The 20,960-nt window shown below is 58.7% G+C and carries 20 protein-coding genes; 10 read left to right on the forward strand and 10 right to left on the reverse strand.

Translation table 11 applies throughout. The features are described from left to right. Nucleotides 1-301 precede the first annotated feature (301 nt). Nucleotides 302-1,207 (forward strand): MBL fold metallo-hydrolase, encoded by a 906-nt coding sequence (locus tag D8M41_RS00375; RefSeq protein ID WP_006887955.1) that lies wholly within the window; start codon nt 302-304, stop codon nt 1,205-1,207. Between the two features lie 61 nt (nt 1,208-1,268). On the opposite strand, the gene menD is transcribed toward D8M41_RS00375, so the two are convergent. Then, a complete protein-coding gene (gene menD, locus D8M41_RS00380; RefSeq protein WP_006887730.1) occupies nt 1,269-3,116 on the reverse strand; it encodes a 2-succinyl-5-enolpyruvyl-6-hydroxy-3-cyclohexene-1-carboxylic-acid synthase in 1,848 nt (615 codons plus the stop codon). A gap of 74 nt (nt 3,117-3,190) precedes the next feature. Then, a complete protein-coding gene (locus D8M41_RS00385; RefSeq protein ID WP_006887728.1) occupies nt 3,191-4,285 on the reverse strand; it encodes an o-succinylbenzoate synthase in 1,095 nt (364 codons plus the stop codon). 148 nt (nt 4,286-4,433) lie between these two features. Here D8M41_RS00385 and D8M41_RS00390 point away from each other — a divergent pair, with 148 nt between their 5' ends. From D8M41_RS00390 to D8M41_RS12115, 4 genes are all read left to right on the forward strand, one after another. Continuing rightward, complete coding sequence (locus tag D8M41_RS00390; protein WP_006887784.1) at nt 4,434-5,735, forward strand: phosphatase PAP2 family protein; 1,302 nt, start codon at nt 4,434-4,436, stop codon at nt 5,733-5,735. A 176-nt stretch (nt 5,736-5,911) separates the two neighbouring features. Further along, on the forward strand, nt 5,912-6,289 hold the full coding sequence (locus D8M41_RS00395; RefSeq protein WP_006887793.1) for a cupin domain-containing protein: 378 nt from the start codon (nt 5,912-5,914) through the stop codon (nt 6,287-6,289). Nucleotides 6,290-6,551: 262 nt separating this feature from the next. After that, complete coding sequence (locus D8M41_RS11545) at nt 6,552-6,707, forward strand: hypothetical protein (RefSeq protein ID WP_006887697.1); 156 nt, start codon at nt 6,552-6,554, stop codon at nt 6,705-6,707. Nucleotides 6,708-6,733: 26 nt separating this feature from the next. Further along, on the forward strand, nt 6,734-6,871 hold the full coding sequence (locus tag D8M41_RS12115) for a helix-turn-helix domain-containing protein (protein WP_023133268.1): 138 nt from the start codon (nt 6,734-6,736) through the stop codon (nt 6,869-6,871). 103 nt (nt 6,872-6,974) lie between these two features. Here the strand turns inward: D8M41_RS12115 and D8M41_RS00405 are convergent, their stop codons facing one another. From D8M41_RS00405 to D8M41_RS00415, 3 genes are read right to left on the reverse strand one after another with little or no spacing between them, the layout of a single operon-like run. Further along, nucleotides 6,975-7,787: an amino acid ABC transporter ATP-binding protein gene (locus tag D8M41_RS00405; protein ID WP_126926214.1), complete on the reverse strand. Its 813-nt coding sequence runs from the start codon at nt 7,785-7,787 to the stop codon at nt 6,975-6,977. Between the two features lie 21 nt (nt 7,788-7,808). Next, nucleotides 7,809-8,612, reverse strand: coding sequence for an amino acid ABC transporter permease (locus D8M41_RS00410; protein WP_126926215.1), 804 nt, complete (start codon nt 8,610-8,612; stop codon nt 7,809-7,811). 56 nt (nt 8,613-8,668) lie between these two features. Further along, the gene (locus D8M41_RS00415; protein ID WP_126926216.1) at nt 8,669-9,487 is read right to left on the reverse strand and encodes an ABC transporter substrate-binding protein; all 819 of its coding nucleotides are present in this window, start codon (nt 9,485-9,487) and stop codon (nt 8,669-8,671) included. 319 nt (nt 9,488-9,806) lie between these two features. On the opposite strand from D8M41_RS00415, the gene D8M41_RS00420 reads away from it, so the two are divergent. The 4 genes from D8M41_RS00420 to D8M41_RS00435 all read left to right on the forward strand — a co-directional run bounded on the left by D8M41_RS00420 (nt 9,807) and on the right by D8M41_RS00435 (nt 13,728). Next, on the forward strand, nt 9,807-10,529 hold the full coding sequence (locus D8M41_RS00420; RefSeq protein ID WP_126854822.1) for a demethylmenaquinone methyltransferase: 723 nt from the start codon (nt 9,807-9,809) through the stop codon (nt 10,527-10,529). A 146-nt stretch (nt 10,530-10,675) separates the two neighbouring features. Beyond that, complete coding sequence (locus tag D8M41_RS00425; protein WP_126926552.1) at nt 10,676-11,698, forward strand: polyprenyl synthetase family protein; 1,023 nt, start codon at nt 10,676-10,678, stop codon at nt 11,696-11,698. A gap of 255 nt (nt 11,699-11,953) precedes the next feature. Continuing rightward, nucleotides 11,954-13,564, forward strand: coding sequence for a sodium-dependent transporter (locus D8M41_RS00430; protein ID WP_126926217.1), 1,611 nt, complete (start codon nt 11,954-11,956; stop codon nt 13,562-13,564). Then, nucleotides 13,564-13,728, forward strand: a complete 165-nt coding sequence (locus D8M41_RS00435; RefSeq protein ID WP_126500458.1) for a methionine/alanine import family NSS transporter small subunit — start codon at nt 13,564-13,566, stop codon at nt 13,726-13,728. The genes D8M41_RS00430 and D8M41_RS00435 overlap by 1 nt, the downstream gene beginning before the upstream one ends. Nucleotides 13,729-13,992: 264 nt before the next feature. Here the strand turns inward: D8M41_RS00435 and rarD are convergent, their stop codons facing one another. Both rarD and D8M41_RS11550 read right to left on the reverse strand, forming a co-directional pair. Continuing rightward, the gene (rarD, locus tag D8M41_RS00440) at nt 13,993-14,955 is read right to left on the reverse strand and encodes an EamA family transporter RarD (RefSeq protein WP_238693446.1); all 963 of its coding nucleotides are present in this window, start codon (nt 14,953-14,955) and stop codon (nt 13,993-13,995) included. 337 nt (nt 14,956-15,292) lie between these two features. Beyond that, nucleotides 15,293-16,771, reverse strand: a complete 1,479-nt coding sequence (locus tag D8M41_RS11550) for a DUF6882 domain-containing protein (protein ID WP_153269368.1) — start codon at nt 16,769-16,771, stop codon at nt 15,293-15,295. Nucleotides 16,772-17,013: 242 nt separating this feature from the next. On the opposite strand from D8M41_RS11550, the gene D8M41_RS00445 reads away from it, so the two are divergent. Next, the gene (locus tag D8M41_RS00445; RefSeq protein WP_023133151.1) at nt 17,014-18,384 is read left to right on the forward strand and encodes an SseB family protein; all 1,371 of its coding nucleotides are present in this window, start codon (nt 17,014-17,016) and stop codon (nt 18,382-18,384) included. Nucleotides 18,385-18,465: 81 nt separating this feature from the next. On the opposite strand, the gene D8M41_RS00450 is transcribed toward D8M41_RS00445, so the two are convergent. The 3 genes from D8M41_RS00450 to D8M41_RS00460 form a co-directional block, all read right to left on the reverse strand. After that, nucleotides 18,466-18,807: a hypothetical protein gene (locus D8M41_RS00450; protein WP_126854763.1), complete on the reverse strand. Its 342-nt coding sequence runs from the start codon at nt 18,805-18,807 to the stop codon at nt 18,466-18,468. Beyond that, nucleotides 18,807-19,277 carry a prevent-host-death protein gene (locus D8M41_RS00455; RefSeq protein ID WP_126854764.1) on the reverse strand — a complete coding sequence of 157 codons (471 nt, stop codon included), beginning with the start codon at nt 19,275-19,277 and terminating at the stop codon, nt 18,807-18,809. The genes D8M41_RS00450 and D8M41_RS00455 overlap by 1 nt, the downstream gene beginning before the upstream one ends. A 154-nt stretch (nt 19,278-19,431) precedes the next feature. Next, nucleotides 19,432-20,931, reverse strand: coding sequence for a catalase (locus D8M41_RS00460; RefSeq protein WP_094757512.1), 1,500 nt, complete (start codon nt 20,929-20,931; stop codon nt 19,432-19,434). Between the last annotated feature and the right edge of the window lie 29 nt (nt 20,932-20,960).

Below are 20,960 nucleotides of genomic sequence, written 5' to 3' on the forward strand. Positions count from 1 at the left end.
TCACACTATGCCCAGTATGTACCCTAAAACAGCCCTTTGCAGCCCGTAAATAAAAGGAATACAACGATATTTACAGTACCGAATATATGCTGTGGTGAACACTTCCAATAGGGATAAATATGTGAGCTGGCGCAATATAAAAAGACTGCGACATGTGTGGGCTCGACGGTAGTTCAGAGAAAAAGAAACGTGAGGTTAACGGCACAAAAACCGGGGCACACAATGGAACATTAGAAAATGTTACGAAACCTTAATACAGCATATTCGCGCAAAAACTAGCCCGGTCAAGTACCGTTTAACTATGGCACAAACTATCGAACTAGCTGACGGCGTGTACCGTATTGCAACGGATAACTATCGTCTAAATACAGGACTTATCCTCGGCCTTGAGGCCGCCCTGGTGATCGATACCGGCGCTGGCCCCCGTCAAGGCACCGAAATATATGATGAAGTGCGCCGCCTAACCCGACTGCCTATTACCGTGGTTAACACTCACGCCCACTACGAGCGTTTCTTCGGCAACGATGTTTTCGTGGCCATGGGTGTGGAGGATTTCTGGGCGCACCCGCGCACCGTGCGAGCTATCGAAAAATACGGTGAATCGCAGCGGCCCTATGTTGAGACCTTAGAACCTGAAATGGCGCACCACCAAGGCCCGGCTACCGATATTATCGTGCCGAATAAACTCACCGCCCATAACGGTGAAGGTATTACTTTCACCCCCGTTGAGTTGGGGGAGCGCTCTGCAACCCTCATCTACCTGGGGCAGGGGCACACTAAAGGCGACCTGCTGGTGGGGGTTGAAGATGTGTTATTTGCGGGCGGCCTGCTGGAGCAGGGCACCGACCCCTCCTTTGACGATTCATACCCCGACCGCTGGGTAGAGACTATCGGGGCGCTGACTGAGCTTGACAGGTACAGCATCTACGTTCCCGGCCGCGGCGAGCCGGTTGATCGGGATTTTGTGGTGCGTGCCCGTGACACTATGGAGGCCGCTATTAAGGCGATCCGCACCTCCGCGATTGACCAGAATAACCCCTCCACCACGGCCTCAATGTTCCAGCTGCCCTACTCGCCGGGTACCACCCGCATTCTGCTGGACCGGCTGGCGTTCCTTGACGGCGGTAGCGATGCCGCCGCCCAGCCGGATGTGAGCGGCTTTACCGGGCCGATTACGATCGGTAAGGCGCATTCGGGGCAGAGGTAGTTTACTCTGGCAGCCCACCCGCTGCGGCCCGCCCCAGGGTGGGCCGCAGCGGGTGGGCCGGTTAGGGGCGGTGAATGCTCACGCGCACCCCGGAGGCGGTGCCGAACCCGGCGGCCATGGCCTCTAAATCGGTGTTCTCGGTGGCGCGCACCGTAAAGAACCGGTCTACTGTGCGGGCAAATTGCTCCTGCCGGGCGAGTTCGCCGTGTTCTAGAGTATTGAAGATACTGCCGCCCGAATCATCAAAAACATGCACCTCAAGGTTCGGCAGCAGCTCTGTGACGGGCAGGTTAAGCGCCGCCACGTCGTGCTGGAAGGTCAGGTCGCCGCACAATAACCGTACCGGTGATGCGGCACCCCCCACCGTGCCGGTGCCGGTGGGGTAGTAGCCGGCTAGGGAAATGCCGATAGCGGTGGCAACCGTACCGTCAATACCGGCCAGCCCACGGTTTGCATACACGCGTGCAGGGCCCGCCTCACCCAGTGCTGGCGCGGCCCTATCAAGGTCCCGCACCAGATTCGACGACCCCACAACGAGAGCGTGATGATCGGCGGCGCATTGTACCCAGAGGCGGTGCGCTAGGGCCTGCCCGGCGGTACGATCCGCAGGGTCGGTATGTTCTGCCTGGTGGGGTGCGCTCTGTGAACGGTACTGTGCTATTCTGCGCTGGTTTTCGGCATATTGCGCGGTGCCTGCGTCGGTCCACTGCTCTAGCCATTCGGTGCTGCCGGCGGCGGCACCTTTAAGCGCAAAAATAGCTGCATCGACGGGAAAATCTATTTCTTGTGCGGCGCGTGCGCCTGGCTCATACCAGCTGGCTTTACGCGGCGCGTAGTATGCCTGCGGGATGCTTTCCCGACCCAGCAGGGCACTGATTGGCCGTGAAAGTGTGGGGTGCCCAAACAGTACCACCCGTTCAATCTGCGTCCCCAACTCGCTGCGCGCGTCCGTGCCGAGTAGCTCAACATAGTGGGGGATGGAGGTGCGCCCGCCGCGCGCACCGGAAGAGGGCTCCGCAAAAAGCGGCAGGTTCAAAGCGGAGGCGAACTCTGCGGCGAACGGCCCGGCCCCGTCCCCTGCGACCACCACCGTTTTGGGGGTTTGCGGGGTATCAGGCAGCGGGGTGCCGCAGGCGGCCTCAGCTTGGGCTGTTTTGTGTTGTACCAGCCACCCGGCTTCAATGGGGCTCAGCGCTGTGAGAGTGCCAGGGCCCTCATGGGGGGCTGTCCCTAAGTGCTCCGCCAGCTGCCGAGCCTCGGCGGCGTAGTCGGTGTGTTCGGTCAGTGAAGCCGCCCACTGCGGCAGGATGCGCGCGGTCTGTTCGTCCGGCACCAGCGGCGAGTCGAGGCACAGGTTAATATGGGCGGGCCCCAGCGGCTCGTCGCTGGCCCGTGACCAGTTGTGCGCATCCCTGCCGGCCAGAGCCGCCAGGCACCGTTTAAACGCCTGAGTTTGTTCCCCTTCGGACTGTTCGGGGTAGCGGGTCAGATCTGCGGATGCGCGCACAAAACGCCCATACAAGTTGTGCTGAAAAGTGGTCTGATTGACCCCTGTACCCCGCAGCTTTTCGGGCCTGTCGGCGCTGATAACGGCCAACGGAACCCCCGTATGGTACGCCTCCATGACCGCCGGAACATACTCCCCCAGTGCCGTGCCCGAGGTGCATACCAGCCCCACCGGCCGCCCGGATGCTTTCGCAATGCCAAGTGCGGTGAACCCTGCGGTGCGTTCGTCAACCCGCACGTGCGCCACGATTGCGCCCGCGGTTTCGGCGGCAGCCACCGCATACGCCAGCGGTGCGCTGCGTGAACCGGGGGAGAGAACGATGTGGCGCATCCCGGCGCGGATGAGCGAATCAAGTACAGAGATGGCGCTGAGCATAGAGAGTGGTGTGCGGTTTTCAGTCACCTGACTATTCTAATGCTGCCTCGTCGACGGTGGGACTGTGTGTGCCCTTAGTCGCCCATATTCTCTTGGCCGTGTCAGGCATCGGCTGTGGCATATCCGCGGTGCAGCAGCCGCCAGCACCGTTCGATGCGTTCTAGCCACCATGCGCGTGTGGCGTGGTCTGCGGCGAGCGCCTTCAGTCGCGCCTCTTCGGGGGCTACGGGCCGCACCGGTATGCGGCCGTTTTCGGCCACAAGGGGGGTACTGCTCACATCGGTGTCCAGGAGTGAGACTGTTCCCAGCCCGCACCCGTAGGGCAGTTCGGGCAGGGATGCGGCCAGGTGCACACCCGTTGCGATACCCACCGAGGTTTCGAGCGCGGAGGAGATGACGGCTGGCAGCCCGGACTGCGCGATGACAGCAGATGCACGCCGCACCCCGCCCAACGGTGCCGCTTTGACGACGATCAGGTCGGCGGCATGCGCCCGCGCCACGGTGAGCGGGTCATCAGCTTTGCGTACGAGTTCGTCTGCGGCGATGAGAACCGGAACCTGCGCATTGTCGAGTTGGGTGCGTAGCTGTTTCATGTCGCTAATGCTCCCTACAGGCTGTTCGGCGTACAGCAGGTTGTAGTCGCTCAGGGCTGTGAGTGCGGTGAAGGCCTGCGGCAGTGTCCACCCGGCGTTTGCGTCTATTTTGAGGCGGGCGCTGGGCAGGGCGGTGCGGGCGGCGGCGACCCTGGCGATGTCGTCGTCAAGAGTCTGTCCGCGTTCGGCGACTTTAATTTTTAGTTCCTGTATGTCGCCGTTGTAGTTATTAAGGACGTCGGGCACGCGGTGGGCGGGCACGGCGGGAAGGGTGGCGTTGACCGGCACCTGCTCGCGTACTGTTACGGTGGGCGGCAGGTAGGTTGCCTCTAGGGCACTGGATAACCAGTGCGCGGCTTCGGCGTCGTCGTATTCTGGGAAGGGCGCGAATTCGCCCCAGCCGTAGGGGCCGCGGATGAGGGCGCTGTGCCGGGTGGTGACCCCTCGGAATGTGACGCGCATCCCCACGCTTATAACGTGTGCGGTGTTAAGGATTTTTTCGAGTGGGGGCAGCGGTGTTCCCTCAGAGACGAACCCGTAAGGGGTGATACCGGGGCTGTTGGAATCGCCGTGGTGCGTTGATATGGCGCGGGAAAACGGCACAGTGACCTCCTTTAACACGGGTGGGTATTCCCTGCAAACTCCCAGCTTTGGGTTGAGAATTTTATTCTTTTTCATAGCTTAACCTGAGATAGTTAGGACTGATAATGCCCAGATGCGGCGGTACTGACGATTGATCCGGGAGGACACCATGGCAAAACGCAGTACGGCACATACCGCCTCGGCTCATGACTCCACCGCGCCTGATGATTCAACGATTCCCTTGGGCGAGGTGCCCGAGGCTACCGAAGTTTTAGGTGCTGAAGAAGAGACAATAGGCGCAACCCGTAACCCGTACCAGCGGCGTAGCAGCGCCTCCGGTACGGCGCAGATGCCGCATGTGCCTGATCCACACTCGCCGCCTACACCCGCTCAGGGGTACCCTGCGGCACCTCATTCGGTTGGCGCTTATGATGCTGACCCTACGGAGCATCTTCCCTATAGTGCGGATCCTCAGTTTTCTTCAAGTCCTCAGTATGCTCAGGCCCCCCAGCAGTACCCTCCGAATGCGCAGTACGGTGGCCCGGCTGGGTATGTGGCTTATGGGGTTCCGCCGCAGGCGCCCGGTGCCGCCCCTGAGGGGTACGCCGATACCGGGCGGCCTGGTACACGCATTATTCTGCAGCATCTTTTTGCACTGTTTGTGTTTGCGGTGGGTGCTGTTGCCAGCCTTTATTTTTTTGTGGGCACCTACCGTGGGCAGCAGCTTGATGAGGATGCCCTGAACGAATACGGTAAGCAGTTCAGCGGTTTTGAGGGCCCCACCTTAAAGGCTCTCGATAACCTGCCGTATGTGGTGGTGGCGTTGGCCGTGGTGGGGCTGGTGCTGGTGCTGATATGGAAGCATCATTTCGTGTCGGCGGTGGTGGGCGTGTTCACTGCTGCTGCGGCAACTGTGAGTACGCAGTTGCTGAAGAATACTTTGGTGAAACCCAACTACGGTGTTCAGGAGGCGGTGCTGAACTCGGCCCCTAGCGGACATACCACTTTGGCGGCGGCCGCAGGTGCGGCTATTTTCTTGGCGGCCCCGCGTTCGCTCCGCCCGGCGGTTGCGGTGTTGGGGTCGTTGGCGACCTGCCTGACGGGTATGGCGACCATGATTAATAACTGGCACCGCCCGGGGGATGTGGTGAGCGCTATCTTTGTGACCGCGTTTTGGACGGTGATCGGGCTGATGGTGCTGCGGTATTTCCGCCGCTCAGAGTTCAGGGGCGGTAAACGAACGATTGGCTCGGTGATTGTGCCGCTTCTGACGATTGCGACCCTGTTTCTGGGGTTCTGCTCGGTGGTGCTGTACCTGATTGTTTCGGTGTCGTCTTTGCCGGGCGGGGTGTTTGTGGCATCCACCAGTATGGTGTTGGCTGTTGGCACCGGGTGCGCGGCCGCACTGATTGGGCTGCTGCGCCCGCGTAACCGGCCGCGTCCGGCGTACACCAAGGTGTGGTCGTACTAGTTTTCTGCGGTTTTTCACGCCGCCACAGGGCACAATGCTTGTGATGGAAAGCATTTTGCGGGGTGGGAAACCGAGGCGTAATATTGGCACTGTACATGCGATATTGGTGTTTTAGAGGGCGAGCTCAAAGCCTATCCCCGTAAGAAATACCGTCGCACACGACGAAAGGTAAACCCATGGCAGGCACCCACGAAGGTCGCGTCATCATATTCCCGCAGCTCACCGAGCAGCTTACCCCCTTTGAGGATAAGCCGCAGGCTAAGAAGCTTATTGACGCTGATGGGGGGAACCTTATCCTCATGGAGCTTGCCGCCGGGCAGTCGTGGCATGAGCACCACAGTGTGCACCCGGTGGTTGTGCAGGCCCTGAAAGGCAAGATTGATTTCCGGGTGAAAGGCCAGAGCGTGATTCTGGTACCTGGCAAGCCGATCCACGTGACGGCGGACCTGCTGCATTCGCTCACGGCGCTGGAGGATTCCACGCTCATGGTTACTATGCTCACCGGTGAGTCGCATCCTGATGCGAAACCCACTGTTGAATTCGATGAAATTTAGCGGACCCACCCCGCCCGCAGGCTTTCACTCAACAGTATTCACTCTCTTCGATTCACTCCTTTAAGCGCGGAGGCGCCCCGGTTGCTGGAAACCGGGGCGCCACTGTTTAACTGGGGGTATGACCACCTGCGGTGTGTAGGGGAGCGATGCATAATCTGGCGTAAACTGCTAACCGTATGGCGCGAATTGCTAATGATGTTCTTTCTATGCTGGTAATACAACCGGATCAAGAACACATAAGACAACCCATACAAGGAGAAAAATGTCCCAGGTTATTCTGCTCACCGGCGCAAGCTCAGGCATCGGCTACAACACCGCTAAAGATGACGAACCTTACAGCGTGAGCTTCAACAGGCCGGAACCAGCTACCAGCATGAATGCTCTCAGGCGCAAAGCGAACTGGCGCGCTCCTATCTGAAAAACCCGGTGGCGAGCCTGTAAGATGTGGCACTGCTCTCTGGATATACGGAGGTTAGTTCGTTCACGAGGGCATTTAAAAAATGGACGGGTCTCACCCCGGATCAGTACCGCAACCAGCTACCATCTCACGACAATACGGCAGATACAGTGAACGATTCGTAGACCAAAGGCGGGGCGGCAGAGAGGTAGAATCTCTCTGCCGCCCCGCCTTAACGTCATACTTGGCGGGTGTGCACCGGCCGCCTCACTGGGGGAGCGCTACGCTTTAGCTTTTGGCGGATGCACCCTCAGCTGCGTCCTGCTGCGCTTGAGCAACGTGGGTGGGGTCCAGCACACGCGCTAAGAAAGTCTTGGTGCGCTCATGCTGCGGGTTGCCAATCACTTGCTCGGCGGGGCCTTCCTCTACCACCACGCCGTCAGCCATGAAGACCACGCGGTCGGCCACGTCCCGGGCGAACACCATCTCGTGGGTGACCACGAGCATGGTCATCCCCTCGTCGGCCAGCTCACGCATAATGCCGAGCACATCGCCGACCATTTCGGGGTCGAGGGCACTGGTGGGCTCATCAAACAGCATCAGCTCGGGGTTCATGGAGAGTGCCCGTGCGATAGCCACACGCTGCTGCTGCCCGCCCGAGAGCTGGCTCGGCAGGCTGTTTTCCTTACCGGCAAGCCCCACCTTCGCCAGCTGCTCGCGCGCCACCTGCTCAGCGGTTGCCTTGCTGCGCCCCAGCACTTTCACCTGCGCTATGGTGCAGTTATCGAGTACGCTCAGGTGCCCGAACAGGTTGAACTGCTGGAACACCATACCCATGCGGGTGCGCACCGCGTTAATATCCACATCCGGGTCGGTGACTTCGGTGTGGCCCACGGTGATGGTTCCGCCCTGAGGCTCTTCAAGCAGGTTCACGCACCGCAGCAGAGTTGATTTGCCTGAACCGGAAGGGCCGATCAGGCACACCACCTCACCCGGTTCCACCTCAATATCAATACCCTTGAGCACCTGTAGTTTGCCGTAGGACTTATTGAGGCCCTTAATGCTCACGGATGCCGGTGCCGGCTTCATTGTCTCAGTCATCGTCATGTTCTCCTTCACCGGTTACTTGCGTGATGCGCCCGTGCGCTTCTCAAAATATGCGGATAGCTGCCCCAGCGGCACGGTAATAATCAGGTAGCATAGGCCCGCGACCACTAGGGGAGTGAGCCCGGCACCCGCAGCGGTGATGCCTTCACGCCCGAATTTCGCCAGCTCGTACTGGGACACTGTCACGCCCAGCAGGTACACGAGTGAGGAATCCTTGGTGAGCAGAATAACTTCGTTAGTCAGCGGCGGCAGCACAATGCGGAATGCCTGCGGCACGGTGATGGAGACCATCGCCCGGGTGTGGGACATTCCCAAGGACCGGGCTGCCTCATACTGGCCTTTCGGCACGGCCTGCAGGCCGGCCCGTAGCACCTCGCTAATGTACGCGGCTGAGACCACGCCCAAAGAAAGCGTAACCGGGATGAGGTTATCCACAAACCGGATTTTAAACGCCAGGGGAATGCCGTAACCGAATGCGAAGAAGACCAGCAGGGCGGGAATACCCCGGAAGATCTCGACGTACAGGGTGGCGAGCCACCGGTAGGGTGCGATGGACGAGATACGCATGAGCGCCAGCAGCAGCCCGCCTGAGAGGCCCACAGCGAAGCCGAGCGCCGTGTAAATGAGCGTATTTTTCAGCGCGACGGTAATGATGCCGGGGAACTGTTTGGCGGCAATATCAAGGTTAAAAACCTGTTTGGTGAGCGTATTCCAGTCGGCCATGGCGAGCGCAATAATCGCAATGACTGCGAGCAGCGCGTACTGGGTGTACCGGAATATCGCCTGTTTTTTGCGGGGTGAGAGCTTTGTCTGTGCCATCTATCTGTTCGTATCGTGTGGGGCTGTGCGTTGTTGTGACGCTTGTGCTGGGAGCTTTAGCTCTTGGGGGCCGTGGCGGCGGTGCTTGAGGTGGAAGAAGTCCCCACCCACTTTTCTTTGAGCTTATTGAGTTCGCCGCTGTTCTTGAGCTTGTCGATGCTCTGGTTGGCTTTCTCCAGCAGTGCGGTGTTGTTCGGGGATACGGCTGCGGCGATTTCGTCGGCCCCTTCGGAAGTTTCGTAGGCGATCTTCAGTGAGGGGTTGGCCTTGAGGGCCTCAGAGATAACGGAGAGGTTTGCCGATACGGCCTGCACCTTACCGGTCTCAAGGGCTGAGATCATGAGGGAGGTGTCCTCATACTGGGTGACGTCTGCACCCTGGTTCTTGGCGTATTCCTCACCGCTGGTGGCCTGTTGGGCCCCTACTTTAGCGCCTTTGAGGTCAGCGGCAGAGCTGATCTTTGAGTCTTTGGGAACCAGGATTGCCTGCTTGTCTTCAAAGTAGACGTTGCTGAAGGCCATCTTGGATTTCCGGGCGTCGGTGACGCTAATACCTGCTAGGGCAATATCGCACTGGCCGCTGGTGAGGCCGGTACCGGAGTCAAGGCCCTCGAAACTAATGGAGGTCAGCTGCGCCTTGACGCCAAGATCCTTGGCGATGGCTTCGGCAATGTCTGCATCCAGCCCGATCACTTTGCCGTTTTCTTCGTATTCGAAGGGCTTGTACGGGGTGTTGGTGCACACACTGAGGGTGTCGGATTTGATGAGGTTAACGCTGCCTCCGCCGGAGCCGGAGCTTTCGGTTGAGACGCATCCGCTCAACAGTAGGGGGGCGAGAGCGAAAAGCGCGAGGGTTTTCTTGGTAGCGGTGGTCATGGTCTCTCCGTAGGTGTATGACGTTTATCGGGCTTTCTCTAGTCTGCACCCAAACGATAAAGAATGCAAGTAATATAATAAATATTCATAAAAATACTGAAAATACAGGATATGAATATTCTGAATGCGCATACTCGCCCGAAATGGCGGGAAACAAGTGCCCCCCGAAGACAGTGAATATTCATGAGTTCCGCGCCGTCAAAGGGTGAAAACACCCCGCACCCCCACGCACCCCGCCTCCTTGCAGAAAGTGTTCAACTATCCACCAGCGGTAGAACATGCCACAATTGAAGGCGTGAGCACCACAGAAAAGAACCCCATGCCCCGCAACTCCGCCAGAAGCCGCGCGAGCCTTGATAAAAAAACCGGCGACATCGCCGCCATGTTCGACACCGTCGCGCACCGCTACGACCTCATGAACGGCATCCTGTCACTGGGGCAGCACCTGCGCTGGCGCAAACACACCGTCGCCGCCGTCGAGGCGCACCCCGGCCAGAAAATACTCGACGTTGCCGCCGGAACCGGCACATCCTCCGAGCCTTTCGCCGACGCCGGGGTAGATGTTATCGCCGCAGACCTCTCCGAAGGGATGCTGGAGGTCGGACGCAAACGCCGCCCCGATATGACCTTCGTGCAGGCCGACGTCACCAACCTCCCCTTTAGCGACAGCACCTTCGACGCGGTCACCATGTCCTACGGGCTGCGCAACGTGGCTGACTACCCAAAGGCCCTGCGCGAACTATACCGAGTCACCAAACCCGGCGGGCGCATCGTCGTCCTCGAATTTTCCACCCCCACCTTCGCCCCATTCGGTAAGGTATATAAAAAGTACATTATGCAGGCAATACCGCCAGTAGCGCGCGCTATCTCCTCAAACCCCGAATCCTACGAATACCTTGCGGAGTCGATTATTGCCTGGCCTAACCAGCGTGACCTTGCCCAAGAATTCGCGTGCGCAGGCTGGCGAGACGTCAAATACCGCAACCTCTCCGGCGGAATCGTTGCCATTCACCGCGGCTTCAAACTCGCAGAGCCTAACTAAATAGTCCAAAATGTATACTACGGCCAAGTCAGCAGACCACTGCACCTTGGCGCACCCACTCACCCGGCACCAAACGCACAGCATCAATAAGAGAAGGCACAGTGAGCGCAAGCAACACAGAACAGCCCATCGCGGCAACCGAATTCATGGCGGCAGATGACTTTACTCTGCCCGCAGGGTTCGAACTCATCGCGGCAGACCCCGAGCTTGGGCCGCGTATTCTCACCTCCTTAGCGCGTATCGAAGAGCGCCTGGGAGAAGCCATCACCCAAACCGATAAGCTTGCGGATGTTGCCTCACGCCACCTGCTGCTCGCCGGAGGTAAACGAGTACGCCCGCTGCTGACCCTGCTCGCTGCTGCCGTGGACGGACAGATTAACGACGATGTGCTCGAAGCGGCCGTAGTGGTAGAACTCACCCACCTGGCAACCCTCTACCATGACGACGTGATGGACGAAGCCCCCAAACGCCGCGGAGTAGACACCGCGCAAACCATCTGGGGCAACTCCGTCGCCATCCTCACCGGCGATCTTATCTTCTCCCGCGCCTCACTGCTCGTCTCAGAGCTGGGCACCCGCCCCATGAAAATTCAGGCGCAAACCTTCGAACGCCTCGTGCTGGGGCAGCTGTACGAAACAACCGGCCCACGCGAACACCAAGACATTCTTGACCACTACATCGCCGTTATTGAAGGCAAAACAGGCTCGCTCATCGCCGCGGCGGGGGAGTACGGCTCCCTGCTGTCGGGGGCAAGCGAAGAGACCGTGCAGATCATGGCTCGCTACGGTGAACTCGTGGGGGTGGCCTTCCAGCTCGCCGATGACGTGATCGATATCGTCAGCGACGGCGCCTCCTCAGGCAAAACACGCGGCACCGACCTGCGCGAAGGCGTGCCGACCCTGCCCACCATCCTGCTCGACCGGGCCGCCGCAGCCGGGGATGAATCCGCCCGTGAAGTGCGTGCCCTCATTGATACCGACCTCAGTACTGATGATGCACTGGGGGCCGCCGTGTCCGCGCTCGCCGCGCACCCGGTCACAGAGCAGGCATGGCGGATTGCCTACGAATGGGCTGACCGTGCGATTGCGGCGCTCGCGCCTCTGCCTGAAAGCACCGCGAAAGCTGCCCTCACCTCATTCGCTCACGCCGTGGTACACCGTGAAGGGTAACTATAGGGTTAAGCTCACAACCTTAAAGCGAGGCATGCAGGCCCAAGCACATTGACCGCATGCATTAAATACTGTAAACCTTTTAGAGTTATGCTCCCGGTCATACCCGGTACCGGCGGCATCGACGAAGGAGACACGCCGCAACCAGCGTGCATCCCGATATCGGCACCGCACCCCGCACCTTACCGGCGCGAGGGGCACCTTTTGCCGTGCAAATGTGCACACGTGAACATCTAGACCGAGGTATACCAAACCATGGGAGCAACTCCTGCTAAAACCCCGGCGAAACGTGAAGGATTCTCAAGCCGCAGAGTCTTCCTGTTCGCCGCCATCGGCTCAGCTGTGGGGCTGGGCAATATCTGGCGTTTCCCTGCTGCAGCCTATAAAAACGGCGGCGGCGCCTTTATGATCCCCTACATTGTGGCGTTGCTGACGGCCGGGATCACCTTCCTCTTCTTCGACTACGCAATCGGCCACCGCGGGCGCGCATCGTCCCCGCTGGCGTTCCGCCGTCTCAACCGCAAAACCGAGTTCATCGGCTGGTGGCATATGGGCATTAACTCGGTGATCGCCATCTACTATGCCGCGATTATCGCCTGGTCGGTGCGGTACATGATTTTCTCGTTCAACCAAGAATGGGGCGACGACGCGAAAACCTTCTTCATGAAGGACTTCCTGAAAGCGGGGAAGCCGCAGCTTTCGCTCGACTTTAACCCCGGCATTCTCATTCCGCTGGTGCTGGTGTGGCTTTCCCTGATCGTCATTATGGCGCTGGGCGTGCAAAAAGGTGTGGGCGCCGCCAACGTGGTGTTTATGCCCCTGCTGATCCTGATGTTCGTGGGGCTGGTGGCGTACTCACTCACCCTGCCCGGGGCGATGACCGGTCTGAACACCCTGTTCAGCCCCGACTGGGGAGCGCTGGCTAACGGCCAGGTCTGGGTTGCAGCCTACGGGCAGATCTTCTTCTCGCTCTCCATCGGCTTCGGCATTATGGTCACCTACGCCTCCTACCTGAAGCCCAAGACCGACCTGACCGGTTCGGGCACCGTCGTGGGCTTCGCCAACTCCGGGTTTGAGCTGCTGGCGGGTATTGGTGTGTTCGCTGCCCTGGGCTTTATGGCACAGGCACAGGGCGTCGCCGTAGGCAAAGTTGTCGAAGAAGGCACCGGCTTGGCTTTCATCGCCTTCCCCACCATTATTTCCCAGGCGCCGGCGGGGGCGCTCATCGGGTTCCTGTTCTTCGGCTCCCTGCTGTTCGCCGGGTTCACCTCGTTCATCTCGATTCTTGAGGTCATTATCGCCGGCGTGCAGGATAAAGCCGGTACGTCACGCCTGATCTCGACCATGATCGTGATTATTCCGCTGGCGATTATCTCGACCCTGCTGATGCCCACCTCATCCGGCCTGTACGTGCTGGATATTCTCGACAACTTCGTGAATAACTTCGGTATTCTCGCTGCCGGTCTGACCTCCATTGTTGTGGTCGTCTACTGTGTGCGGGCCCTGCCGACTTTGCGGGATCACCTGAACTCTGTCTCCTCCTTCAAGGTGGGGTGGCTCTGGATGATTCTTCTGGCGGTAGTTACCCCGCTGATCCTGGGGTACAGCCTAATATCCACATTCTTCACGTCCCTTTTTAAACCTTATGAGGGGTACCCGGCGGAGCTGCTTCTGATCTTCGGCTGGGGCATGGTGGCATTCCTCATCATCGGCTCCATCGTGATTTCATTCCTGCCGTGGTCGCATAAGTCACGCGCCGCCGAGGAACCCCCGGCACCGCCCGTTATCGGCGGTCAGCTCGCCCACACGCATGTGGACGACGCCGCGCGGAAAGCACACGCAAAAGCACAGGGTGAGGAGGCATAATGAGTGGTGCAGCTATCGCTATGATGATCGTGGCAATCCTCATTATCTGGGGCGGTCTGGGGTTTGCGCTGCTGAACCTGTACAAGCACCCCGAAACCGATACCGGCGACTCTGATGAGGCCCCCGCACGTTCGGGTACCGAGGGAACATCCGCCGCATCGTAATGGGTGCTCCGCACCTTGCTAGGATGTAAAACTAAAAGAATATAAATACATAAATTGTGCACGCCACTCATAAAACAATGGGTGGCGTGCATAATTTTATAGTCCGTAAAATATTGAAAGCTTCGCATAAAATGGGCGTTATAAACTACATTCACAGGCCATAATCTTCTGTCGTCATTTATACGCTAATCAATAAATTTACCAATAATTTTTCACCATATTCGGTGTGCCCAGGATTTATGCATTGATGCAATAGGTGATTTTTTATTCCCCGCGCTGCACAATGGGTACCATACCGGTCTCGGGGTCTGCCGTGCGCGAAAGACGCGAGGTACGTGAAGCCCGCACCGCATCGGCCGTGAAAATCACCAGCGCCACCCAAATGATGCTCAGCCCCAGCCATTTCTCGGCGCCAATATGGTCTTTCAGCACGAACACCGCCAAGAAAAACTGGATGCTCGGCCCCACGTACTGCACCATCCCGATCACCGTCAGCGGCAGGCGTTTAGCCGCCGCCGCAAACGCTATGAGCGGCACCGCCGTCACCACCCCCGTGGAGGCCAACAGCAAGAACCGCCCCGGCGCGGTGAACATTGTGGACTGCCCCGTACCCTGCACCCACACCAGCGCCAGCAGGGCAACAGGAATGAGCAGCAGCGTCTCCAGGGACAACGAGACCACCGGTGCAACCGTGCCGCCGACCCGGCTTTTAAGAAGCCCATAAATGCCGAAACTAAACGCCAGGCCCAACCCGATGAACGGCACCTGCCCATACACGACGCTCATGATCAGCACGGCCACCGCCGAGAGTCCCACAGCCACCCACTGCGCCACCCGCAGCCGCTCCTTCAGGAAAATCACGCCCAAACTCACCGACACCAGCGGGTTAATGAAATACCCCAGGGAGGCATCAATCGTGCGCCCCGTGGTGGTGGCAAGCACGTAAATAAACCAGTTCACCCCAATCAGCAGGGACGCTGCAAACAGCACGAGCGTGGCCCGCCTATTCCTCAGCACCTCAACGAACCCGCCGGTCAGCTTCAGCATCGGTAGCAGTGCCGCGCAGAAAATCAGGGAGAAAACCACGCGTGAGGCCACAATTTCAACGGGGGAGGCATCCGCCATGAGATTGAAATACAGCGGCAGCATACCCCACATCAGGTAGGTAATGATCGCGTAGAAAAGTCCGGTGCGCATATGTGATGGGGCGCGGTTATCTGCTGCCAATGCGGCTCCTTATCTACAGTGGGGTGGTTGTGCGGTTACAGCCCTGCGGTGAAGCATGATGCGGCCCGCGGGACACGTTTTCCACTATACCTATCGCCGGGTACCCGTACCACGCCTGCTGTGAGCATATTATGCGGCGTGGCTCTGTATCGTGAGCGCCCCTCCCCAGATATGCGGCAGCCGCTGGGCCGTAAACTGCGGGTCCGCTGGCGGCGTCAAGGTGGCAGGGGGATAGACGCCAGCGGGTTCGCAGCAAAAAAAGTACGCCGCCTTGCGGGTGTGCAAGGCGGCGTACCGTGTATTGTTTCCGCGCCGCAATAACCGGCGGTTACGGGATTTAGAGCCCGAAGAACCGCGAGAAGAAGCCCTTTTTCTTGCCCTCTTCGTCGGTTTTGTGCTCCTGCTGTACCTGCTCGGGGTGCTCCGGTTCGTGATGCTCCGGCTCGACGTGTTCAGGTTCTAGAGGCTCGGGCAGCTCCTCCGGCTCCTGCTCGGGGTGCTCCAGCTCTTCCTCCGGTACGTGGATCAGCTCTTCATCAATGCTGATTTCGGTATGCTCCTCTTGCACCTCAACAACCTCGGTGACGCCGGTGTGAACCTCGTCTTCGTGCACCTGAAGATCCACAGTTTCAGCCTCGTAAGCGTCCTCGGCCTCCCCATCGCGGTACGCCCCTGCGGGTAGGGTGGAGGTGGTCACGGTGCCGTGCTCGGAATCTTCGCGCGGGTCCTGATCGAAGGGTGCCTCGGTATCCGGGTACAGGTGCTCGGTGGTCGAGACGCCCGTAACCTTCTCACGCTCAGCCTTGGCCTGTTCACGCTCAGCTTTCTCCCGCTCAGCCTTGGCTTTCTGAGCCGCTTCACGTTCGGCTTTCTGGGCTGCCATCTTCTCGCGTTCTGCGCGTTCAGCCTGTTCACGTTCTACCTTGGCGCGTTCTGCCGCGCGTTCAGCTTCGGCCCGCTCCTGCTGTTCGGCCCGTTCAGCCTCAGCACGGGCAGCAGCCTTCTGCGCGGCCTGCTGCTCACGTTCAGCGTTTTGCTGCTGGGCCTCGGCGGCAGCCACTTTCTCAAGGCTTTCGCGTGCTTGTGCCAGCGCAGCGCGATGCTCAGCCGCCTGGGACAAACATTTCGCCAGCACCTCCGGGCCCACCTGGGGTTTGGCTTCTTCAATGCCGCTCATGCGGCCCTCATCAAACCATAGGCGCAATGCCCCGTCGGTGAGGGTCAGTACAGCGGTTGCCTCGGTATCCCAAGCGATGTGGAAACCGCGCTGTTTCGCGTATGAATCAACTGCAAGAACCTGATTAACAATATTCTCACCCTGCAGGGTTTGAGCGATAACGCGGCCCACACGTTTCATGGTTGGCTCCGGCAGCACCAGCTCATCCCCGTCAAGCAGGGTCCAGGCGCGCACCCCGGCACCAGCGGGTAGGGGGTAGTGCGCGTAGAGGCCGGTCACAGTCTTTGACGCTAGAGTCAGGCGCCGCGCCAGCGAATCAGAAAGCGGAATTTCGTCGGTGCTTAGCTCTGTCAGGGACTTTTTCTCGCCAGCTTCTCGTGCCTGCACCGCAGCAGAGACCACAGCGTCCGGGAAATACCCCAACTGCTGCCACGACCACACCCAGGTTCCCCGGTTTTCAGATTCGGTACCCAGCAGGTAAGGTCGAAGTGAGACCGGGGGAGTGGTCTCAAAACTTAACGACTGAGCCGTAAAATCAACATCCCATTGCGCCGCTCCCACCAGTTCGGCCACACGAGCCTGGTACTCGGTCGAGATAAAGATTGACGCGTCGATCAGTTCCTGCAGAGAATTTGTCATGTACTTAAGGTTAGCAACCTTTCGCACTAAATAAGCACCTCAAAACCGTTATTTCGCTTCGTGAATTTAGAAATATTCTTGATAACCCAGCGTTTTTACCCGCATCTGTGCACCTTGAGAGCGAAATCGTCGCATATCCGGTTGTTATTTTCGCTAAAATGGGTGGAGATAGGACGCCGCGCTCAACTCATACACTCGGCACTAACTCACCACCGCCTAAGAGGAACAAAGAAAACGAACGTATGCTACAGATTCAATCAACTCAACCTGCACGCCGAGCAGTCAGAGTGCAGGAGGCCCTGAACAACATCGGCAGCTGGCTGCTTGATGTGGTGCGTGCAGAACCCGGCTGGAACGAGCTGATTCTGGACATTAAACCGCTCGCCGAACAGACGTTCGTGCGTGTGCGCGAGTTCCGTGACGACCAAGAGTTCATCGGAACGATCGGGCCTCTTAAGGAAGACTCTCCCGTCATTGAGGAGATCCGTAAGCTGCAGCAGGCAGCCTACGACGATGTGCGCGGTACTTTCTTCACCGCCTCAATCGTGGTTGCCGCCATGAACTGGCCCAACCCGCAGTTCAGCGTTGGGGCATCCTACAAACGCGATATTGAGCCCGAAAGCTGGAAGGGTGAAGGCGGGCTGACGGCGGTAGATGTGCGTGAGCACCTGCGCCAATTCCCGCGCGCCCGCAAGTTCGTGCCCGAATGGGCCTATGAGCGTCTGGGTGGCCGCGCCGACCGCAAAGACCTTGAAGAGTTCACGCGGGAAGGCAAAGAAGAGCACGAGGTGCCAAACAGTTACCTTGTGCACGCCCTTGACGTTTTCAAGAATGATGTTCGCGAAGAGACCCTCATTAACGTGGTGCGAACCCTTGTGGGCGGGGACGTGCTGGTCGATGCTACCGGCTCCACCGTTGTGCCCCAGGGGCAGCTTGAAATCGGCCCCGAATCCCAGCTGCGCTACCAGGTGATCCGCCACGACCAGAATACTCAGGCGCTGAGCGTCTTCTCATCCTCGGAGTACATTCTGGGCAGCCCCGGCTACGATAAATCCCGTGAAGGCGATGAGCTGATCCTGCGTGAGCCCGCAATGAAGATCCTCATGGACTTCCTCAGCAATGAGGACCTGGACCTGATCGTGATCGACCCCGGCAGCGACCACGAGTGCTACATTGAGCGCGCCCAGGTGGAGTGGGTTGTGGGCGCTCCCCGTAACGACGGGGCGAAGATGGCGCTGATGAACGATAATATGCAGCAGCTTCTCGGCTCCCTGGTGGCCCCGAACTCAATGCTTCTGGTGGCCGTTGACCCGAACGACCCGATGAGCCGGCCCTTCTACGCCCCGGACGAGAACGGCAAACCAAAGAGTATGCTGGTGTTCACCTCGCCCATTGAGGTGGCCGCAATCGACCCGAAGATTACGGTGCGCGCAGCCCACGCCCTGGAGGTGCTCAAGTTCGCCATCTCGGACGGCGCGAAGAGCGTGCAGATCAACCTGTTTAACCCCAGCACCACGCTGAGCCTGAAGCAGATCCGTGAGCTCCTGGACATCACCCAGGAACAGGAGAACATGCAGAAAGAGGCAATGAGCGAGGCAGCGGTAAACATATAGCCGCACGTATAGCCTCTGCACATACTCATACTGGACGTGCCCGCCACCGAACTATCCGGTGGCGGGCACGAATCTTTACTCCTATTTGGTTTCGTTGGGATGGTGCGTGTGTACCGCGACTATATAGACCGATTGGTCTTCAACGTAATACCATATTCTGGCGCTGCCGCCCAAGGTTGGCTTATATTGCCATAAGGTGTGAGCAGCACCTTGATGCACAATAGTGGCTTCCTTACCTTTCAAAGGGTAGCTTCGTTGAGTATGTTTCAGTGGCGTTTGAGTGAGAAAATCCCACGCATCAACCATAGGGTTTCGTAGGGTGGCAACGAGGTCACGCCATTTTTTGGAGGCATCATGAGTCCCGAAAAAGAGCTCATACTCATATTTCTTTGTAGGCCGTGGGACTCTGGATTTCTTAGCCATTAGGGGCGCTCCACCCGGATAGGCTCAGTAAGCCAGTCAATGGGGTCCTGGAACAAGCCATGTTTGCGCGCGTAGGCGCTTTCTTTCCAGCTCTCAATTTCAGTCAGGAAGAAATCGATAGACCCGCCGGTTAGCGCGTCTCGTGCGCTATTAACGATGTCTTGGGCGCACTGGGCCTTGTCTTCAGCGGCAAGAAAATATATCCACGGAAAAACATCAACCAAATTATCTTCCAGCGACCCCGCAGAACGGGTAGTGGCAGCAAGAATTTGCGCGGCGTACTCGGAAAGTATGTGCCGTTTATGCTCTTCTTGCTCCGTCATGAGTACATAATTCTCCCCATCACGACGCACGACACGAACCGGATGCTGCGACGCCAACATAAATGCAGCTTTGGAATTACGGCTCAAGTCAGAGGAGGTAACTTCCTGATAAGACATCAGAGAGTGGATGTGGTTCTTCGTCGTCATATACCAACCGTAGCAGAACAACAGAATCTTTTCATGAAAAGTTCAGAACTTTTTCATATGTAGGTTTCGCTGGTTTAAAAGGCTCAGGGCCGGTGACCCCACCTCACAGAAAGTCACCGGCCCCGAGCTACGGCCACACGTAACCTACAGGAGGTTACGCTGCCGCGCCGCACGAACTAGGCGCAGCGGCGGCCGCCACGGCCTCGCGTACGCGAGAACCGAGTTCAGGGTGCACGTTCTCCCAGTACGTGAAAGCACGCTCACGAATCTCATCGGAGCGAACGGCGCCCACATGGCCAGCGATATTGCTGACCAGACGCTCACGCTGAGCATCATCCATGGTCACCTCGTACAGGGTGCGTGCCTGGCTGAAGTCATCATCTTCAGCCCGCAGGGTGTAAGCAGTGCGCACCAGGGAGCCATCAGACTCCCAGTTACCTTCGCCAGCGCGTGCCGCATCCGCATGCGGACCGCCCAGACTATTCGGTGCGTAAGTCGGAACGGACGGGTCGTTAAAGTTATAGCGCATCGAGCCATCATGTGAATAGTTGTTCACCGGCGCTGCGTGGGGTGCGTTCACCGGCAGCTGCGCGAAGTTAGTGCCGATGCGGTAGCGGTGCGCATCCGGGTAGGAGAAGATACGACCGAGCAGCATCTTATCGGGCGAAGCCGCGATACCGGGCACAAAATTCGAGGGGGAGAAGGCCGCCTGCTCAATTTCGGCGAAGAAATTCTGCGGGTTGCGATCCAGCACCATGCGGCCCACCTTGATCAGCGGGTAATCCGAGTGCGGCCACACCTTCGTCAGATCGAAGGGGTTAATGCGGTAGGTCTTCGCGTCTTCATAGGGCATAATCTGCACATAGAGCGTCCAGGCGGGGTAGTCGCCACGCTCAATAGCCTCGCGCAGGTCGCGGCGGTGGAAGTCAGCATCCTTGCCCGCCATTTCGTCGGCCTGAGCCTGGGTGAAGAACTCGTTGCCCTGCTCGGTCTTGAAGTGGTACTTGACCCAGAAGCGTTCGCCTTCGGCGTTAATCCACTGGTAGGTGTGAGAGCCGAAGCCGTCCATGTGGCGCAGGGTGCGGGGCAGGCCGCGGTCGCCCATCAGCCAGGTGACCTGGTGCGCCGTTGCGGGGTTCAGGCTCCAGAAATCCCACTGCATATCGTGATCGCGCAGACCCGAACCGGGCATACGTTTCTGCGAGTGGATAAAGTCGGGGAACTTGATGGCATCACGAATGAAGAAGATAGGGGTGTTGTTGCCTACCAGGTCGTAGTTGCCTTCGGTGGTGTAGAATTTCACCGCGAAACCGCGGGGGTCACGCCACGTATCGGGGGAGCCGGACTCGCCCGCCACGGTCGAGAAACGAATCAGCAGCTCGGTTTTAACGCCCGGCTGAAAGAGTGCCGCACGGGTGTACTGCGAAACGTCTTCGGTGGTTTCAAAGTAGCCGTATGCGCCGGTTCCCTTTGCGTGCACCACTCGCTCGGGCACACGTTCACGGTTGAACTGGGCGAGCTTTTCAACGGCATAAGCATCGTGCAGAACGATGGGACCATCAGCCCCAATGGTGAGGGAATGGTCGTCTGAAGCCACCGGCGTGCCGGTGCTTGTGGTCGTAAAAGATCCGGGGTGAATGGGGTTATTCGTCATGTCTCTTCCCTAACTCTGACGTATCGCGC

Source organism: Rothia sp. HSID18069 (genome assembly GCF_003989155.1).
GTDB classification, from domain to species: Bacteria; Actinomycetota; Actinomycetes; order Actinomycetales; family Micrococcaceae; genus Rothia; species Rothia aeria.

Excerpts from the sequence above, each read along its gene's own strand:
- D8M41_RS00375 (WP_006887955.1), top strand. The coding sequence starts at position 302 with ATGGCACAAACTATCGAACTAGCTGACGGCGTGTACCGTATTGCAACG.
- D8M41_RS00390 (WP_006887784.1), top strand. The coding sequence starts at position 4,434 with ATGGCAAAACGCAGTACGGCACATACCGCCTCGGCTCATGACTCCACC.
- D8M41_RS00395 (WP_006887793.1), top strand. The coding sequence starts at position 5,912 with ATGGCAGGCACCCACGAAGGTCGCGTCATCATATTCCCGCAGCTCACC.
- D8M41_RS11545 (WP_006887697.1), top strand. The coding sequence starts at position 6,552 with ATGTCCCAGGTTATTCTGCTCACCGGCGCAAGCTCAGGCATCGGCTAC.
- D8M41_RS00405 (WP_126926214.1), bottom strand. The coding sequence starts at position 7,787 with ATGACTGAGACAATGAAGCCGGCACCGGCATCCGTGAGCATTAAGGGC.
- D8M41_RS00410 (WP_126926215.1), bottom strand. The coding sequence starts at position 8,612 with ATGGCACAGACAAAGCTCTCACCCCGCAAAAAACAGGCGATATTCCGG.
- D8M41_RS00415 (WP_126926216.1), bottom strand. The coding sequence starts at position 9,487 with ATGACCACCGCTACCAAGAAAACCCTCGCGCTTTTCGCTCTCGCCCCC.
- D8M41_RS00420 (WP_126854822.1), top strand. The coding sequence starts at position 9,807 with ATGCCCCGCAACTCCGCCAGAAGCCGCGCGAGCCTTGATAAAAAAACC.
- D8M41_RS00425 (WP_126926552.1), top strand. The coding sequence starts at position 10,676 with ATGGCGGCAGATGACTTTACTCTGCCCGCAGGGTTCGAACTCATCGCG.
- D8M41_RS00430 (WP_126926217.1), top strand. The coding sequence starts at position 11,954 with ATGGGAGCAACTCCTGCTAAAACCCCGGCGAAACGTGAAGGATTCTCA.
- D8M41_RS00435 (WP_126500458.1), top strand. The coding sequence starts at position 13,564 with ATGAGTGGTGCAGCTATCGCTATGATGATCGTGGCAATCCTCATTATC.
- D8M41_RS11550 (WP_153269368.1), bottom strand. The coding sequence starts at position 16,771 with ATGACAAATTCTCTGCAGGAACTGATCGACGCGTCAATCTTTATCTCG.
- D8M41_RS00445 (WP_023133151.1), top strand. The coding sequence starts at position 17,014 with ATGCTACAGATTCAATCAACTCAACCTGCACGCCGAGCAGTCAGAGTG.
- D8M41_RS00450 (WP_126854763.1), bottom strand. The coding sequence starts at position 18,807 with ATGGCTAAGAAATCCAGAGTCCCACGGCCTACAAAGAAATATGAGTAT.
- D8M41_RS00455 (WP_126854764.1), bottom strand. The coding sequence starts at position 19,277 with ATGACGACGAAGAACCACATCCACTCTCTGATGTCTTATCAGGAAGTT.
- D8M41_RS00460 (WP_094757512.1), bottom strand. The coding sequence starts at position 20,931 with ATGACGAATAACCCCATTCACCCCGGATCTTTTACGACCACAAGCACC.